At 71.3% G+C, this 15,083-nt stretch carries 14 protein-coding genes; 8 read left to right on the top strand and 6 right to left on the bottom strand.

Features of this window, described 5'->3' with window-relative positions; translation table 11 throughout:
• Positions 1-108: 108 nt before the first annotated feature.
• Entirely contained in the window at positions 109-1,356 is a 1,248-nt protein-coding gene (locus NNL39_RS02385) for a DUF418 domain-containing protein (RefSeq protein ID WP_255160107.1), read from the top strand.
• A 72-nt stretch (positions 1,357-1,428) separates the two neighbouring features.
• Here the strand turns inward: NNL39_RS02385 and NNL39_RS02380 are convergent, their stop codons facing one another.
• Positions 1,429-3,000, bottom strand: coding sequence for a dolichyl-phosphate-mannose--protein mannosyltransferase (locus NNL39_RS02380; RefSeq protein WP_255160106.1), 1,572 nt, complete (start codon positions 2,998-3,000; stop codon positions 1,429-1,431).
• Positions 3,001-3,484: 484 nt separating this feature from the next.
• On the opposite strand from NNL39_RS02380, the gene rsmI reads away from it, so the two are divergent.
• The gene (gene rsmI, locus NNL39_RS02375) at positions 3,485-4,303 is read left to right on the top strand and encodes a 16S rRNA (cytidine(1402)-2'-O)-methyltransferase (protein ID WP_255160105.1); all 819 of its coding nucleotides are present in this window, start codon (positions 3,485-3,487) and stop codon (positions 4,301-4,303) included.
• On the opposite strand, the gene NNL39_RS02370 is transcribed toward rsmI, so the two are convergent.
• From NNL39_RS02370 to NNL39_RS02360, 3 genes are read right to left on the bottom strand one after another with little or no spacing between them, the layout of a single operon-like run.
• Positions 4,300-4,848 carry a hypothetical protein gene (locus NNL39_RS02370; protein WP_255160104.1) on the bottom strand — a complete coding sequence of 183 codons (549 nt, stop codon included), beginning with the start codon at positions 4,846-4,848 and terminating at the stop codon, positions 4,300-4,302. The two genes, rsmI and NNL39_RS02370, sit on opposite strands and share 4 nt — an antisense overlap.
• Before the next feature lie 50 nt (positions 4,849-4,898).
• On the bottom strand, positions 4,899-5,366 hold the full coding sequence (locus NNL39_RS02365; RefSeq protein WP_255160103.1) for a hypothetical protein: 468 nt from the start codon (positions 5,364-5,366) through the stop codon (positions 4,899-4,901).
• A 23-nt stretch (positions 5,367-5,389) separates the two neighbouring features.
• Positions 5,390-5,935 (bottom strand): hypothetical protein, encoded by a 546-nt coding sequence (locus NNL39_RS02360; RefSeq protein WP_255160102.1) that lies wholly within the window; start codon positions 5,933-5,935, stop codon positions 5,390-5,392.
• A 54-nt stretch (positions 5,936-5,989) separates the two neighbouring features.
• Here NNL39_RS02360 and metG point away from each other — a divergent pair, with 54 nt between their 5' ends.
• The 4 genes from metG (at position 5,990) to NNL39_RS02340 (ending at position 10,534) form a co-directional block, all read left to right on the top strand.
• Positions 5,990-7,564, top strand: coding sequence for a methionine--tRNA ligase (metG, locus tag NNL39_RS02355; RefSeq protein ID WP_255160101.1), 1,575 nt, complete (start codon positions 5,990-5,992; stop codon positions 7,562-7,564).
• 114 nt (positions 7,565-7,678) lie between these two features.
• Positions 7,679-8,656 (top strand): TatD family hydrolase, encoded by a 978-nt coding sequence (locus NNL39_RS02350; protein ID WP_255160871.1) that lies wholly within the window; start codon positions 7,679-7,681, stop codon positions 8,654-8,656.
• A gap of 19 nt (positions 8,657-8,675) precedes the next feature.
• On the top strand, positions 8,676-9,542 hold the full coding sequence (gene rsmA / locus NNL39_RS02345) for a 16S rRNA (adenine(1518)-N(6)/adenine(1519)-N(6))-dimethyltransferase RsmA (RefSeq protein ID WP_255160100.1): 867 nt from the start codon (positions 8,676-8,678) through the stop codon (positions 9,540-9,542).
• The gene (locus tag NNL39_RS02340) at positions 9,539-10,534 is read left to right on the top strand and encodes a hypothetical protein (RefSeq protein WP_255160099.1); all 996 of its coding nucleotides are present in this window, start codon (positions 9,539-9,541) and stop codon (positions 10,532-10,534) included. The genes rsmA and NNL39_RS02340 overlap by 4 nt, the downstream gene beginning before the upstream one ends.
• Before the next feature lie 9 nt (positions 10,535-10,543).
• On the opposite strand, the gene NNL39_RS02335 is transcribed toward NNL39_RS02340, so the two are convergent.
• Positions 10,544-11,728 carry a methyltransferase domain-containing protein gene (locus tag NNL39_RS02335; RefSeq protein WP_255160098.1) on the bottom strand — a complete coding sequence of 395 codons (1,185 nt, stop codon included), beginning with the start codon at positions 11,726-11,728 and terminating at the stop codon, positions 10,544-10,546.
• Between the two features lie 41 nt (positions 11,729-11,769).
• Here NNL39_RS02335 and NNL39_RS02330 point away from each other — a divergent pair, with 41 nt between their 5' ends.
• Complete coding sequence (locus tag NNL39_RS02330) at positions 11,770-12,705, top strand: 4-(cytidine 5'-diphospho)-2-C-methyl-D-erythritol kinase (protein WP_255160097.1); 936 nt, start codon at positions 11,770-11,772, stop codon at positions 12,703-12,705.
• Here the strand turns inward: NNL39_RS02330 and NNL39_RS02325 are convergent.
• Positions 12,635-13,204 (bottom strand): signal peptidase II, encoded by a 570-nt coding sequence (locus tag NNL39_RS02325; RefSeq protein WP_255160096.1) that lies wholly within the window; start codon positions 13,202-13,204, stop codon positions 12,635-12,637. The genes NNL39_RS02330 and NNL39_RS02325 overlap by 71 nt on opposite strands.
• A gap of 53 nt (positions 13,205-13,257) precedes the next feature.
• Between NNL39_RS02325 and NNL39_RS02320 the strand changes: the two genes are divergently transcribed.
• Positions 13,258-15,078, top strand: coding sequence for an ABC-F family ATP-binding cassette domain-containing protein (locus NNL39_RS02320; protein ID WP_255160095.1), 1,821 nt, complete (start codon positions 13,258-13,260; stop codon positions 15,076-15,078).
• Positions 15,079-15,083 lie beyond the last annotated feature (5 nt).

The raw sequence follows: 15,083 nt of genomic DNA, 5'->3' as shown, positions 1-15,083 counted from the left end.
GTGAGTTTTCCTACCGACTGACGCTCAGGCATCCGGCGGATGCCCGGCCCGCCCTTCTCCCCCGTGCGACGGAGGCGCGGGCACGACACCTGCTCCTATCGTGAAACCATGACGACGGATGCCCAGCCCTCGCCCCTCCCGACCGCCCTCGCTCCGACACCGCGGGCCGATCGCGCGCTCGCGCCCGATGTCGCGCGCGGCCTCGTGCTGCTCGGCATCGCCGTGGCGAACGTTCCGTTCTTCCTCTACGGGCGCGAGCTCGGCATCCTGTTCAAGCCGGTGACGGATGCCGCGGCCGACCCGTGGGTCAACGCCCTCGTCGCGACGCTCGCCGACAACCGCAGCTATCCGCTGTTCGCGCTGCTCTACGGCTATGGCCTCACGCAGATCCTGCTGCGCGAGAGCGCGCGCGGCATGGAGTGGCCCGACGCGCGCCGGCTGCTGGTGCGCCGCAACCTGTGGCTCATCGTCTTCGGTGCGGCGCACGGCGTGCTGCTGTTCTTCGGCGACATCCTCGGCACCTATGGCCTGCTCGGCCTCGCGCTCGTCCTGCTGATCCGGGCGTCGGGACGCACGCTCGCGATCGTCGGTGGGGCCTCGTTCGCGTTTCTCGTGCTGGCGGGCATCGCCGAGGGGCTGAGCGGTCTGCTCTCGAGCATTCCGGGTGGGGGCTTCTCGACCGCGGCGCTCTTCGGCTCGGCGGCGGCCGAGACCTACCCGCTCGCTGTCCTCGCGCGGGCGGGGGAGTGGACGGTCGGCATGCTGTCGGTGCCTTTCGGCGGCCTCGGGCTGCTGGCCCCGATGATCCTCGGCCTGTGGGCGGCCCGTCGACGCGTTCTCGAGGGGCCGGGCCGGCATCGCCGTGCCCTGGGCCTCGTTGCGGGCATCGGCATGCCCGTCTCGGTGCTCGGAGCCCTGCCGATCGCGCTTGCGCTCGCGGGCGTGATCGAGCTGTCGCCGCTCGCCGAACCCTTCGCCGCGATGCTGCACGCCGCAACAGGGGCGATCGGAGGCGCGGCCGCTGTGGCCCTCATCGCCCTGATCGTCGGCGGACGCGGTTCAGCGGTCGGCGTCGATGGCGGCAGCACCCGGCCGGCGGGCCCGATCGCTCGGCTGCTCGCCGCCCTCGGGCAGCGTTCGCTCACCGGCTACCTCCTGCAGTCGCTCGTCTTCGTCGTCGTGTTCGCGCCCTACGGTTTCGGGCTCGGCGGCACGGCGAGCGTCGCCGTCGCCACCCAGGTTGCGGTCATCACGTGGCTCGGCACGCTCGTGCTGGCGGCCGCGCTCGCGGCGGCCGACCGCCCCGGGCCCGCCGAATGGCTGCTGCGCCGGGCGGTGTACGGGCGGCGGCGGTAGGCGCCGCCCCCGGCCGTGGACGCCGCGGTTCACGCGGCGTGCCGATCAGTGTTGGCGCCGCGGTTCACCGGCTCAAATCCATGTCGGCATCCAGTACCGCAGTCGAATCTGGTCGATGGGGGTCGGCACGCCCGTCCAGAGCGGTAGGAAGAAGACGCTCACGGCGACGATGACGACGAGCAGGCCGATGACGATGACGAGGCCGGCGGCGCGACGAGCGGGGTCTGCCGGCTCCGGTTCGGCGTCGGGCTGAGTGGTGCGTGGCAGCAGCGCCCCGAGCGCGATCGTGAGCGCGAGCACGAGGAACGGCGTGATGACGATCGTGTAGAAGAAGAACATGGTGCGCTCGGGGTAGAGCAGCCACGGCAGCCAGCCGGCGCCGACGCCCGTGAGCACGACGGCGATCGCCCAGCCGCTCGCGGGCAGCAGCGTGCGCGCCCGCCCCCGCCGTCGCAGCACCGCCTGCACGATGAGAACGACGACGATCGCGACAACGGCGAGTACCGCTCCCCACCAGATGAGCGGGTTCGGGATGCCCGTGATGGCTTCGGCCGTACCGTCGCCCAGGTCGCGGTAGTGCATGTAGGTGGGGCGCAGCAGCAGCGGCCAGCCGATCGCGGGGGCTTCGTAGTTGTGCCCGCCGGTCACGCCCACGTGGTAGCCGTAGATGGCGGTCTGGTACTCCCACCAGTTCTGCAGGGCATCGGGCAGGCTGCCCAGGATGCCCGGCAGCCGGTTCTCGTCGGTCACCTCGCGCGTGCGGCCGTATCCGCCGGTCGTGGCGAACCATCCCCACCAGGTGAGCACGTGCGCGGCCGCTGCCGAGGGGATCATGAGCACAAACGAGATCGGAGCCTGCCGCAGCAGGGTGCCGCTCGCCCACAGGGCGACCCCGGCGCGGCGGCGCTCGACGGCGTCGGCGACGACGGTGAGCACGGCGAAGGCCGCGAGCAGGTAGAGCGCGCTCCACTTGACGCCGACGGCGAGTCCGAAGGCGACGCCGGCGGCGACGAGCCAGGGTCGGCCCCAGAGCGCGGGGCCCCAGTCGGTCGAGCGCGGGGGGTCGGCCGAGCGGCGGGCGAGCATCCACGCATCAAGCTCGTCGCGCACCTGCCGCCGGTCGAGCACCATGAGGGTCACGGCGAGCACGACGAGCAGGGCGAGCACGCCGTCGAGCAGCGCGACGCGGCTCATGACGATGGCGTTGCCGTCGACGGCGATGAGCAGCCCGGCGATGCCGGTGAGCACGAGCCGGCCGAGCAGCAGGTGGGCGAGCAGCATGACGAGCCCGACGAGGGCGATGCCCGTGAGGGCCGTGCCGAGGCGCCAGCCTGCGGGATTCTCGGGGCCGAGCGCGGCGAGTCCGAGGGCGATCACCCACTTGCCGAGCGGCGGGTGCGCGACGAACGAGGCGAGGTCGCTCGGGCTACCGGGCGTGCCGGCTGCCCACAGCGCGTCGGCGCCGTCGGGCCAGCGGCCCTCGTAGCCGAGCTGACGCAGCGACTCGGCGTCTTTCACGTAGTAGGTCTCGTCGAAGACGAGCTCACCCGGTTGCTCGAGGCCGATGAGCCGGGTGGCGGCGGCGATGCCGAGCACGGCGGCTGGCACGGCGATCTGCAGCACGCGTCGCCGAGCTTCGTTCACCCGATCATCGTAGGCCGGGGGCGCTGCGGCGACCGCTCTTCGCGAGCCTCGACCCTCAAGTGCTTCGACCCTCGAGTGCTTCGACTCTCAAGTGCTTCGACCCTCGAGTGCTTCGACTCTCAAGTGCTTCGACTCTCGAGTGCTTCGACACGTGCGGCGTTGCCGTGCGCTCTGACCGGTTCCCTCGACCGCGTCGTGAGGTGGCGACCGTCTCGCGACACAGTGCCCGTCCGAAGGCTTCAACGGGCGCGGAACTCTGCGAATCGCATTCATGAAGTTCCGCATCCGTTGAAGTGCCCTGACGGCGATATCTCCCAGCGAGGGAGACGTCGAGGGGGACGTCAAGGGAGACCGCTAGGGAGACGTCGGGGGAAACGTCGGGGGAAACGGGTGGGGACACGACGGGGCCGACGACGGACATGACAACGGAAGAGACGGCACGAGGCCGCGGAGGACCGACGAACCTCGGTGGGAGGATGAGCGCATGATCGTTCTCGCCGCCACGCCCATCGGCAACCTCGGCGACGCGAGCCGGCGGCTCATTGAGTCGCTCGAGAACACCGAGGTCGTCGTGGCGGAGGACACCCGCACGGCCGCCCACCTCATGCGCGCGCTGGGCATCGAGAACCGCCCCCGACTGATCGCGCTGCACGAGCACAATGAGCGCGAGAAATCGGCCGAGCTCGTCGAGCTCGCGCGCGGCACCGACGTGCTCGTGCTGACCGACGCCGGCATGCCCGCCGTGAGCGATCCGGGCTACGTGCTCGTCGAGGCGGCCATCGCCGCGGGCGTCGACGTCACCGCCCTGCCCGGGCCGAGCGCCGTGCTGACGGCCCTCGTGCTGAGTGGATTGCCGACGGATCGCTTCGCGTTCGAGGGGTTCCTGCCCCGCAAGGGGCGGGCGGGCGCGTTGCGAGCGCTCGCCGCTGAGCCCCGCACGCTCGTCTTCTTCGAGTCGCCGCATCGGCTCGCCGCGGCGCTCGCCGACGCGCGCGACGCATTCGGACCCGCACGCCGCGCCGCGGTGTGCCGCGAGCTCACGAAGAAGTTCGAGGAGGTCGCGCGCGGCACGCTCGCCGAGCTCGCTGAGCGATTCGCCGAGGGTGCGCGTGGCGAGATCGTGCTCGTGGTCGAGGGCGCTCCCGCCGCGTCGGGCGATCTGCCGTCGGCGATCGACGAGGTCGCGGCGCGCGTCGCTGCGGGCGAGCGCCTCAAGGATGCCGCCGCGGCCGTCGCCGCGGCGACCGGGCTCGGCACGCGCGAGCTCTACGAGGCCGCGCTGGCCGCCCGCCGCGCGACCTAGCGAGCCGACTCGTCCATTCCGGCATCACACTCGCTGCCCAGCGGGCCGAACCCGTAGATGGTCTGGCTCTGTGTCGAACGGGGCCACAGAGCGCCGTCGTACTCGACGCGAAGGCCGCGAATACCCGTTCGCTGATCGAGACTGCCGCCGGTGCGTGCCACGATCAGTAGCCACACCTGCTCGCCGGCAGGGACGGTCGCGCCAATCGCATCGCGTCGCGATTCCCATGCCTCCACCTGCGTCGACGGAAGGTCATCGAGGATCGAGACACCCCATCCCACCCCGTCGGTACCAGGATCCGCGACCGCGAGCTCCGAGACGAGCACGGTGTTTTGCGCCAGCAGCGTGACGTCAGTGATGGTGAGGTCGGTGTCGCTTTCGTTCATCAGGCCTGCCCCGAAGATCACCTCTTGCCCGCGCGAACTGGGGCTGAAGCAGACCGCGCTGCCGCCACCGCCAGGGATGTCGCCGTCGAGCAGCAGCCCGCCGGCCGGCGCGCACCCGGGGATAGCGAGCGCGAGCGCGGCGACAATGATGGTGAGCATCCGTCGAGGCATGGCCACACAGTACGCCGCCGGCCGCGAACGAGCGAGGATCAGCCGCAGTTGTCGCGCAGGTCGAGCGTGACGGGCGCGGTCTGCGCGGTGCCGTCGACGGTGAGCACGAGTCCGCCGATACGTCCCTCGCCGCTGCCGGTGCGCGCGACCTCGACGCCGACGAAGGCCGCCGTATCCGGGTCGATCGCGGTCTGGTCGAGGGCGACGCCGCCGAACGCGTCGCGGCCGCCCTCGTCGAAGCGCACGGCGGTCGAGCGCGCATCCTCGTCGATCGCGATGAAGCGGTCGATGATCTCGACGCCGCTCGCATCGCTCAGCTCGATCCCCTCGATGACGATCGGCTCACCCGAGGTGTTGGCGACGCCGACCGCGATCGTGCCGGTGTCACTGTCGAGACAACCGGCGAGGCCGAGCGGATCGGTCGGTGAGCCGCTGCAGCCCGCCAGCGCGGCGATCATCACGGCGGTGGCGAGTGCGGCGGCGGCGCGGGGGCGCAAGAGGGTCACCCCGTCACGCTACGCGATGCGGCTCAGCGTGCGGCCGACCCGCAGTGCGCCCACGGCGGCACGAAGCCGACGACGGCATCGGCGTTGCTCGTGGCCGAGAACCAGCCGTCGTCGTACTTGATGCGCAGCCCGCGCATTCCGGCGTAATCGGTGTAGTCGTCGGCGCGCAGCTCGACCAGCAGTTCGGCCGAGCCGCCGGCCTCGATGACGGTGCCGTCGATCGCGACCCGGTCGTTCCAGAGCGGGCGCTGCTCGGGCGTCAGCTGGCCACCGGGCGCAACCCCGAACGCGGAGTAGCGCGAGGTCTCGTCGACGACGGTGAGGCTCGCGAGGGTCGCGTTCTCGAGCTGCAGCACGCGCACCTCGCGCAGGATGACCGCGCGGGGTGAGTCGTTGGCGAGCGTCACACCGATGACGGCGAAGAAGCCCTCATCGCTCGTGCTCGTCTCGAAGCAGCGATCGGCGAGCCCGCCGTAGATGGTGAGCGGCGGCGCGCCAACGCACCCGCTGAGCGTGACGGCGATCGCCGCGCTCGCAAGCCCCCCTGCTAAGAATCTAGAGATCCTCACGGTCACGTATGCTACCGCGAAACACAGAGAACCTCGCCGGTAGGCTTGAGCATCATGGCCGACCCTCGCTCGTTCTACATCGCCACGCCGATCTTCTACGTGAACGATGTGCCGCACATCGGCCACGCCTACACCGAGGTCGCCGCCGACGTGCTCGCGCGCTGGCACCGCCAGTCGGGTGTCGACACCTGGTCGCTCACGGGTACCGACGAGCACGGGCAGAAGATTCTGCGCACGGCCGTGGCCAACGGCGTCACCCCGCAGGAGTGGGCCGACAAGCTCGTCGACTCGGCGTGGAAGCCGCTGCTCGACACGATCGACATCGCCAACGACGACTTCATCCGCACCACCGAGCCGCGGCACGAGACGGTCGTGCAGAAGTTCCTGCAGAAGCTCTACGACGACGGCTTCATCACCGAGGGCGAGTACGAGGGCTACTACTGCGTCGGCTGCGAAGAGTACAAGCAGGCCGACGACCTCGTCGACGGCACCGGTGAGTTCGAGGGCCAGCTCGTGTGCGCCATCCACGGCCGCCCCATCGAGGTGCTCAAGGAGAAGAACTACTTCTTCGCGCTCAGCACTTTCCAGCAGCGGCTGCTCGACCTCTACGAGTCGCAGCCCGACTTCATCCAGCCGCCGAGCCTGCGCAACGAGATCATCTCGTTCGTGCGCCGCGGCCTCGACGACCTGTCGATCTCGCGGCAGAGCTTCGACTGGGGCGTGCGCATCCCGTGGGACGACAGCCACGTCACCTACGTGTGGTTCGACGCCCTGCTCAACTACATCTCGGCGATCGGCTGGGGCAGCGACGACGCAAACTTCGCGCGCCGCTGGCCGGCCGTGCAGCTCGTCGGCAAAGACATCGCGCGCTTCCACGCCGTCATCTGGCCCGCCATGCTCATGGCCGCGGACCTGCAGCCGCCCGCGCGCGTCTTCGGCCACGGCTGGCTGCTCGTCGGCGGCGAGAAGATGTCGAAGTCGAAGCTCACGGGCATCGCGCCGCACCAGATCACCGACGTGTTCGGCAGCGACGCGTTCCGCTACTACTTCATGAGCGCCATCAACTTCGGGCAAGACGGCTCGTTCAGCTGGGAAGACCTCTCGGCCCGCTACCAGGCCGAGCTCGCCAACGGCTTCGGCAACCTCGCCTCGCGCGTCATCGCCATGCTCGGCAAGTACTGCGACGGGGTCGTTCCCGCCGCTGGTGAGGCGACGGATGCTGAGATCGGCATTCAGAAGACCGTCGCGGATGCGGTGGTCTCCGCGCAGCGCGCCATCGACACCTTCGCTATCCACGATGCGATCGCCGCGGTGTGGACGATCGTCGACGAGCTCAACGGCTACATCACGCTGCAGGAGCCGTGGAAGGTCGCGAAGGTCGAGTCGCAGGCGGCACGCCTGCACACGATCCTGTACACCGCGGCCGAGGGGCTGCGCGCGCTCGCCGTGCTGCTCTCGCCCGTGACGCCGCAGGCCGCCCAGAAGCTGTGGGTCGCCCTCGGCGCCGAGGGTGCGCTCGGCGAGTTGCTCGCGCAGAGCATCCCGAACGCCGGTGAATGGGGGCAGCTGCCCGCGGGCACGCAGACGCAGCCGCTCGAGGCGCTCTTCCCGCGCATCGAGACCGAGTAGGGCGGGGAGCCCCGCGTCAACCCCCGGCGCCCCTCAGTCCCACGCGGTACGGTCGTAGGGGAGGGGGATACCGTGACCGAGCAACTCGATCCGCATGTGCGCGCCCGCGCCATCATGGAGGGCACGACGCGCGATCTCAGCTACCCGCCGAGCCCCGAGGCGCTCGTGGTGCCCGTCTACGACAACCACACGCATCTCGAGATCGCCGACGGCGAGAATCCGATGCACTACCGCGAGCACCTCGACCGCGCCTCCGCCGTCGGTGTGCGCGGCGTCGTGCAGGTCGGCACCGACGTGCTCACGAGCCGCTGGTCGGCCGCCGTCGCAGCGCGCGAGCCCCGGGTACTGGCCGCGGTCGCCATCCACCCCAACGAGGCTCCGGCGCTCGCCGAATCGGGCGAGCTGGATGCCGCGCTCGCCGTCATCGACGAGCTGGCCGCGCAGCCCCGCGTCGTCGCCATCGGCGAGACGGGCCTCGACTACTACCGCACCGAGCCGGGGCCCGGACGCGACGCGCAGCTCGCCGCCTTCGAAGCCCACGTCGCGATCGCGAAGAAGCACGGGCTGGCCCTGCAGATCCACGACCGCGAGGCGCACGACGACATCGTGGCGACGCTGCTGCGCGTCGGCCCTCCGGAGAAGGTCGTCTTCCACTGCTTCAGCGGCGATGTCGAGCTCGCGAGCATCTGCGCCGAGCGCGGCTGGTACGCGAGCTTCGCCGGCACCGTCACGTTCAAGAACGCCCGCAACCTGCGCGACGCCCTCGACGTTTTGCCGCGATCCTTGCTGCTCGTCGAAACCGACGCGCCCTTCCTGACGCCGCACCCCTACCGCGGTCGGCCGAACGGGCCATACCTGCTGCCGTTCACCGTGCGCGCCATCGCCGACCACCTCGGCACCGACGCCTCGATGCTCGCCGCCCAGCTGAGCTCGAACACCGAGCTCGTGTACGGCTCGTGGGACGCGAACCCGGTCGTCGCGCCGGGCGACCCCTGGGCCGCGCAGGAGGTGCCCGGCGACCCCGATGACCTCGGCGACCTCGGCGGGGCTCTGCCCGAGCACTACCCGGGCGAGCGCGGAGCATCCGCGTGACCGCGCCGGCGCCTCGCTCGTGAGCCGTCTGCTGGGCCCGGCGGAGGTGCGCGACCTCGCCGAGCTGCTGGGCGTGAGCCCCACCAAGAAGCTCGGCCAGAACTTCGTGCACGACGCCAACACCGTGCGCCGCATCGTCTCGACGGCGGCGCTGCTGCCCGGTGAGCCCGTGCTCGAGGTCGGCCCGGGCCTGGGTTCGTTGACGCTCGGGCTGCTCGAGGCGGGGCATCCGGTCGTCGCGATCGAGGTGGATGCCCGCCTCGCCGCCCATCTGCCCCTCACGGTCACCGAGCTGCAGCCGGAAGCCGCGCTTGCCGTCGTCACCGCCGACGCGCTGCGCGTGGATGCCGTGCCCGACGCGCCGGCCTCCGATCAGAACAGCGGCTCACGCCCCACGGCTCTCGTCGCGAACCTGCCCTACAACATCTCGGTGCCCGTGCTGCTGCACCTGCTCGCGCTCGAACCCGGCATCCGCCGCGTGCTCGTCATGGTGCAGGCCGAGGTCGGGCACCGTCTCGCGGCCGAACCCGGCTCGAAGGTCTACGGCGGCCCGTCGATCAAGGCTGCCTGGTACGGACGATGGCGCGTCGAGGGGCAGGTGAGCCGCCAGGTGTTCTGGCCCGTGCCGAACGTCGACTCGGTGCTCGTCGGCATGACGCGGCACGAGGTGCCCGGAACCGAGGCCGAGCGGCTGCGCATGGGCGAGCTCGTCGACGCCGCGTTCGGGCAGCGCCGCAAGATGCTGCGGCAGGCGCTCGCCGAGGTCTACGGCTCGTCGGCGGCGGCGACCGCCGCGCTCGAGGCCGCGGGGCTCGACCCGACCGCGCGGGGCGAGATGCTCGGGCTGCCCGAGTTCTTGGCGCTCGCTCGGGCCTCGGGCGCGTGAGCGGAGCATCCGCGCCCCCTCGCTCGCTCTCGGCGGCCGCGACGATCGTCATCATGCTCGTCGGCATCGGGGCCGGCAGTGTCGTCGGCGTGCTCGTGCCCGCTGCGGCGGGCGTGCCCGACGGGGTGCTGCTCGCCGTCATCGCCGTGGCGATCGGCATCACGCTGCTGGATGTTCCGCTCGCCTCGTTCGGCCGTGCCGTGCTCGACCGGCGCTTCCTTGGCGCCGTGCTGCTGCTCAACCTCGTCGTCTCGCCCCTGCTCGTCTACGTGATCAGCCGGGTCGTGGTGACCGACCCCGACCTGCAGGCGGGCCTGCTGCTCATGCTGCTCGCGCCGGGCGTCGGGCTCGTCGCCGCGTTCGTGCGACGCGCGGGCGGCGCGGTCGAGAGCCTGCTGAGCGTCGCACCGGTGCTGCTCGTGCTGCAGATCATCACCGTGCCCGGCTTCATGCTGCTGTTCACCCTCGGCGAGAACTTCCTCAGCCTCGACGGCTCGCGGCTGCCGCTTGCGGTGCTCGCGGGCATCATCGCGCCCGCTGCGGTCGTCACGACGCTGCAGCTCGTGGGCGTGCGTCGGCCCCGGATCGCCGCGGGGCTGCGCCGTGGGGCGACCTTCACCGCGCCCGCCACCGCGCTCGCCGCCGGGCTCGTGGCCGCCGTGCTCATCCCGCGCGCGGGTGAGCGCCTCGCCCTGCTCGAGGCCGTCGCGCCGCTGCTCGGCGTGTACGTCATCGTGCTCGCGCCCGTCGGAATCCTTGTGGCCACCGCATTCGGCCTTCCGCTCTCCCAGGTGCGGTCGGTGGCCTTCAGCGGGGGAGCGCGCAACGGGCTGCTCGTGCTGCCGATCGCCCTGGCCTTCCCCGAGGGCTTCACCGTCGTCGCGCTCGTGATCGTGCTCGGCATGGCGATCGAGATCATCGGCCTCGGCATCTACGGCCTCGTCGTGCCGAGCGTCACCGCGCAGTCGCGCAGCGTGCTCACGCCCGACTAGCCCGGTGCCTCAGGCGCGCTCGAGCAGGGTGATGACCTCGAAGTGCATCGACTGGGGGAACATGTCGAGCGCCCGCGCCCGCCGCAGCCGGTAGCCCGGCATCGCCGCGAGGTCGCGCGCGAGCGATTCCGCGTTGCAGCTGCTGTAGATCACGTGCCGCGGGCCCCGCTCCTGCAGCCACCCGGCGAGCTCGGGCCCGAGGCCGCGCCGCGGCGGGTTGACGATGACGAGCTCGGGCACCTGGGTCGCCGCGAGGGCGAACGCGGTCGCGTCGGCGGCGATGAACCGGATGCGCTGCCGGTCGCCCGCTTCGGCGTAGCGCGCGTCGCGGGCCAGCTCGGCGCTCGCGACGGCGTCGGGCGAGGCCTCGACGCCGAGCACGGCTCGCGTCGCCCTTCGGGGTACCCCTGCTCGGTCTGTCGCGTCGCCTGTTGGCGACGCGCAGTGCAGCGCGAACCCGCCGACCCCGCAGTACAGATCCCAGACGGACGCCGGATCGAGCTCGTCGACCCAGTCGCGCGCCTGTGCGTAGAGCGCCGCGGCGATCGCGGTGTTGGTCTGCACGAAGCTCTGCGGCCGCACGCGCAGTTCGAGGTCGTTGACGGCGAACGGCAGCACGGCCTCGTCGGTGAGCACGTGCTCGACCTCGCCCTCGAGCACGGCCTTGTGCTCGGGGTGGATGTTCGCCGTGGCGACCAGCAGGTTCGGCAGAGCATCCTGCAGCCACGGCAGCACGCCGCGCACCCGCGCGACCGACGCCTCCGACCGCACCACGAAGCGCACCATGAGGGCGCCACTCGGTGCCTCGGTCACGATCAGGTGCTTGAGCTCGCCCCTCCGGGCCGGTACGTCGTAGGGCTCGAGCCCCGCGCGCGTGATGGCCGCGATGAGCGCGGGAAAGGCGGCGAGGATGCCCGGCGCGATGATGCCGCAGCGCCGCAGATCGACGCCTCGTCCCTGCCCGTCGAGGATGCCCAGCGTCGGTTCATCGACGGTGCCGCCGACGACCATCTTGGCTTTGGCGCGGAACCCGCTCTCGGCGCTCGCCACGGCGGCGAGCCACTGCGCATCCGCGCCGACGGGCGCCAGCAGACGGCGTGCGAGCGCCTCCTTCTCGGCGAGCTGCTGGGCGTACGGCCGACCCATGAGCGTGCACGAGCGGCAGAGCCCGGCGTCGAAGTAGTCGCACTGCATGGTGGGCCCAGGCTACTGGCGGGCTGGCTTAGGGTGGAGCCATGAGCACGGGGGCGACAGACCGAGTGGTGCACGTGCGGGCGCCCGGCAAGATCAACGTCTTCATGAAGGTCGGCTCGCTGCTCGACGACGGCTACCACGATGTGGCCACCGCGTACCAGGCCATCTCGCTCTACGAAGAGGTCTACGCCCGCCCCGCCGATGACTTCTCGGTGCGCTTCACGGGCCCGATCGACTGCAGCGGCCTCGCGACCGACGGCTCGAACCTCGCCATCAAGGCCGCCCGACTCCTCGCGCGCGCCGCCGACTACCGGGGGGGAGTCTCGCTCGAGATCGAGAAGCACGTGCCCATCGCCGGTGGCATGGGCGGCGGATCGGCCGATGCGGCCGCGACCCTCGTCGCGTGCGACCACCTGTGGGGCACGAACCTCGGTCGCGACGAGCTGCACGAGCTCGCCGCGCAGCTCGGCGCCGACGTGCCCTTCGCGCTCATGGGCGGCACGGCCGTGGGCACGGGTCGCGGCGACCGGCTCTCGCCCGCGCTCGCGCAGGGCACCTTCCACTGGGTGCTCGCGCTCGCCGATGTCGGCCTCAGCACGCCCGAGGTGTACGCCGAGCTCGACCGGCACCGCGAGCGCCACGTGCACGACATCGCTCCGGCGCCCGAGCAGCCGACCGTCGACATCGAGGTGCTGCAGGCGCTGCGCGCGGGCGATCCGCACCGGCTGGCCGAGTACCTGCACAACGACCTGCAGGCTCCGGCCCTGCATCTCGAACCCGCGCTGGCGAAGACCCTCGAGACGGGTGAGCTGCAGGGTGCGCTCGCCGGCCTCGTCTCAGGCTCAGGCCCGACCGTCGCATTCCTCGCGGCTGATCAGGATGCCGCGCTCGAGCTGCAGGTGGCGCTCAGTGCGTCTCGGCTGACGGTGCTGCGGGCGACGGGTCCGGTTCACGGGGCACGAGTCGTCTCGGGTTGACGCCGATCAGGCTCAGCAGCACGATCGCGATCGCGCCACCCACGAGCGCGATGTCGGCCACGTTGCCGACGAAGAACCCGAAGTAGTCGATGAAGTCGACGATCTCGCCGCGGGCGAAGCCCGGCTCGCGGAAGAGACGGTCGCCGAGGTGGCTGATCGCGCCGCCGAGCAGCGCGCCCGCCGCGAGCGCCCAGGGCACGCTCGAGATGCGCGAGACGAAGATCGCGATGCCGACGACGGCGAAGGCGGCCACGATCGTCAAGATCCAGGTGTAGTCGCCGCCGATGCCGAACGCTGCGCCCGGGTTGTAGACCAGGCGCCACTGGATCGCCTCGCCGATGACGGGCACGCCCACGCCGAGCTCGAGTGTCGCCTCGGCCCAGAACTTGGTGCCCTGGTCGAACACGATGATGGCGGCGGCCCACAGCAGGGTCCACGGCAGTACCTGGCGGATGGGTCGGGTCTCGATCGCGTGGGCGTGAGCGTGAGTCTCGGGCATGCCCCTATTCTGCCCGGTCGAGTCGCCCCGCCCGCGCGCCGTAGTCTCGACGGGTGGCCCATCTCTTGGGGGCAGAGTCCCTCCGCGTCGAATACCCCACCCGTGTCGTGCTCGAAGGGGTGACGGTCGGCATCGGTGACGGCGACCGCATCGGCGTCGTGGGCCGCAACGGCGACGGCAAGTCGACCCTGCTGCGCATCCTCGCCGGTAAGCAGGAACCGGACGGCGGTCGCGTGACGCGTCGCGGGGGCGTGACGCTCGGCATGCTCGATCAGGCCGACGAGCTCGCGACCGGGCTGACGGTGCTCGAGACCGTGGTGGGCGATCGTCCCGAGCACGAGTGGGCCGGCGATCGGAATGTGCGGGATGTTCTCGCCGGGCTCATCGCGGACATCCCGGGTCACACGCTCGTCGACGACCTGTCGGGAGGCCAGCGTCGTCGCGTCGCCCTCGCCGCGCTGCTCAGCCGCGAGTGGGACATCGTCGTGCTCGACGAGCCCACCAACCACCTCGACATCGGCGGCGTCCACTGGCTCGCCGGACACCTCAAGCGGCGCTGGTCGCCCGGGGCGGGCGCGCTGCTCGTCGTGACGCACGACCGGTGGTTCCTCGACGAGGTGAGCCAGGACACGTGGGAGGTGCACGACCGCATCGTTGAGCCCTTCGAGGGCGGCTACGCCGCCTACGTGCTGCAGCGCCTCGAGCGCGACCGCCAGGCCGCGACCATGGAGGCCAAGCGCCAGAACCTCATGAAGAAAGAGCTCGCGTGGCTGCGCCGCGGGGCGCCGGCCCGCACAGCCAAGCCGAAGTTCCGCATCGACGCGGCCAACGCGCTCATCGACGACGTGCCGCCGCTGCGCAACAGTGTCGAGCTCTCGCAGATGGCGACCGCCCGGCTGGGCAAAGACGTCATCGACCTGCTCGACGTCTCGGTCTCCTACGGCGAGAAGCAGATTCTGCACGACGTCGAGTGGCGCATCGCGCCTGGCGAGCGCACGGGCATTCTCGGCATCAACGGCGCCGGCAAGTCGACGCTGCTCAAGCTCATCGACGGCTCGCTCGAGCCCACGACGGGCCGCGTCAAGCGCGGCAAGACCGTCGTCGTCGCCACCCTCGACCAGCAGCTCGGCGACCTCTCGGCGGTGGCCCACGAGCGCGTCTCGGCGGTCATCGCCACGAAGCGCACGAGCTACACGGCGGGCGACAAAGAGCTCACTCCCGGCCAGCTGCTTGAACGGCTCGGCTTCACCTCGGCACAGCTCTCGACGCCGATCAAGGACCTCTCGGGAGGCCAGAAGCGCCGGCTGCAGCTGCTGCTCATCCTGCTCGACGAGCCCAACGTGCTCATCATGGACGAGCCGACGAACGACATGGACACCGACATGCTCGCCGCGATCGAAGACCTGCTCGACTCGTGGCCCGGCACGCTCGTCGTCGTCAGCCACGACCGCTACCTGCTCGAGCGCGTCACCGACCAGCAGTATGCGGTTCTCGGCGGGCGGCTCCGGCATCTGCCCGGCGGCGTCGACGAGTACCTGCGCATCGCCGCGCACGCGGCGGCGCCGACCGGGTCGCAGGATGCGGGGCGCGCGACCGTCGCGTCCGTCACGGCCGCGGCCCCCGCATCCACCGCCCCGTCGGCCCCGACCCTCTCGGGGGCGGAGCGCCGCACGCTCGAGAAGGAGCTCTCAGCGCTCGAGCGCCGCATCGCCAAGGTGCAAGGGCAGGTGGATGCCCTGCACGTGCAACTCGCCGAGCACGACGTCAGCGACTACAGCGGCATCGCCGCCCTGCACGAGCAGGTGCGCGGTTTCGAGGCCGAACTTGAGAGCGCGGAGGAGCGGTGGCTCGAGCTGGGCGAGCTCTTGGGCTGAGCCCC

It is taken from the genome of Microcella humidisoli (assembly GCF_024362325.1).
GTDB lineage: Bacteria > Actinomycetota > Actinomycetes > Actinomycetales > Microbacteriaceae > Microcella > Microcella humidisoli.
This window is presented reverse-complemented; position numbering and strand designations above follow the sequence as displayed.

Coding starts and splice junctions, on each gene's coding strand:
- NNL39_RS02325 (WP_255160096.1), bottom strand. CDS start 13,204: ATGCCCGAGACTCACGCTCACGCCCACGCGATCGAGACCCGACCCATC.
- NNL39_RS02350 (WP_255160871.1), top strand. CDS start 7,679: ATGGAGGGCACGACGCGCGATCTCAGCTACCCGCCGAGCCCCGAGGCG.
- NNL39_RS02330 (WP_255160097.1), top strand. CDS start 11,770: ATGAGCACGGGGGCGACAGACCGAGTGGTGCACGTGCGGGCGCCCGGC.
- NNL39_RS02335 (WP_255160098.1), bottom strand. CDS start 11,728: ATGCAGTGCGACTACTTCGACGCCGGGCTCTGCCGCTCGTGCACGCTC.
- metG (WP_255160101.1), top strand. CDS start 5,990: ATGGCCGACCCTCGCTCGTTCTACATCGCCACGCCGATCTTCTACGTG.
- rsmI (WP_255160105.1), top strand. CDS start 3,485: ATGATCGTTCTCGCCGCCACGCCCATCGGCAACCTCGGCGACGCGAGC.
- NNL39_RS02370 (WP_255160104.1), bottom strand. CDS start 4,848: ATGCTCACCATCATTGTCGCCGCGCTCGCGCTCGCTATCCCCGGGTGC.
- NNL39_RS02385 (WP_255160107.1), top strand. CDS start 109: ATGACGACGGATGCCCAGCCCTCGCCCCTCCCGACCGCCCTCGCTCCG.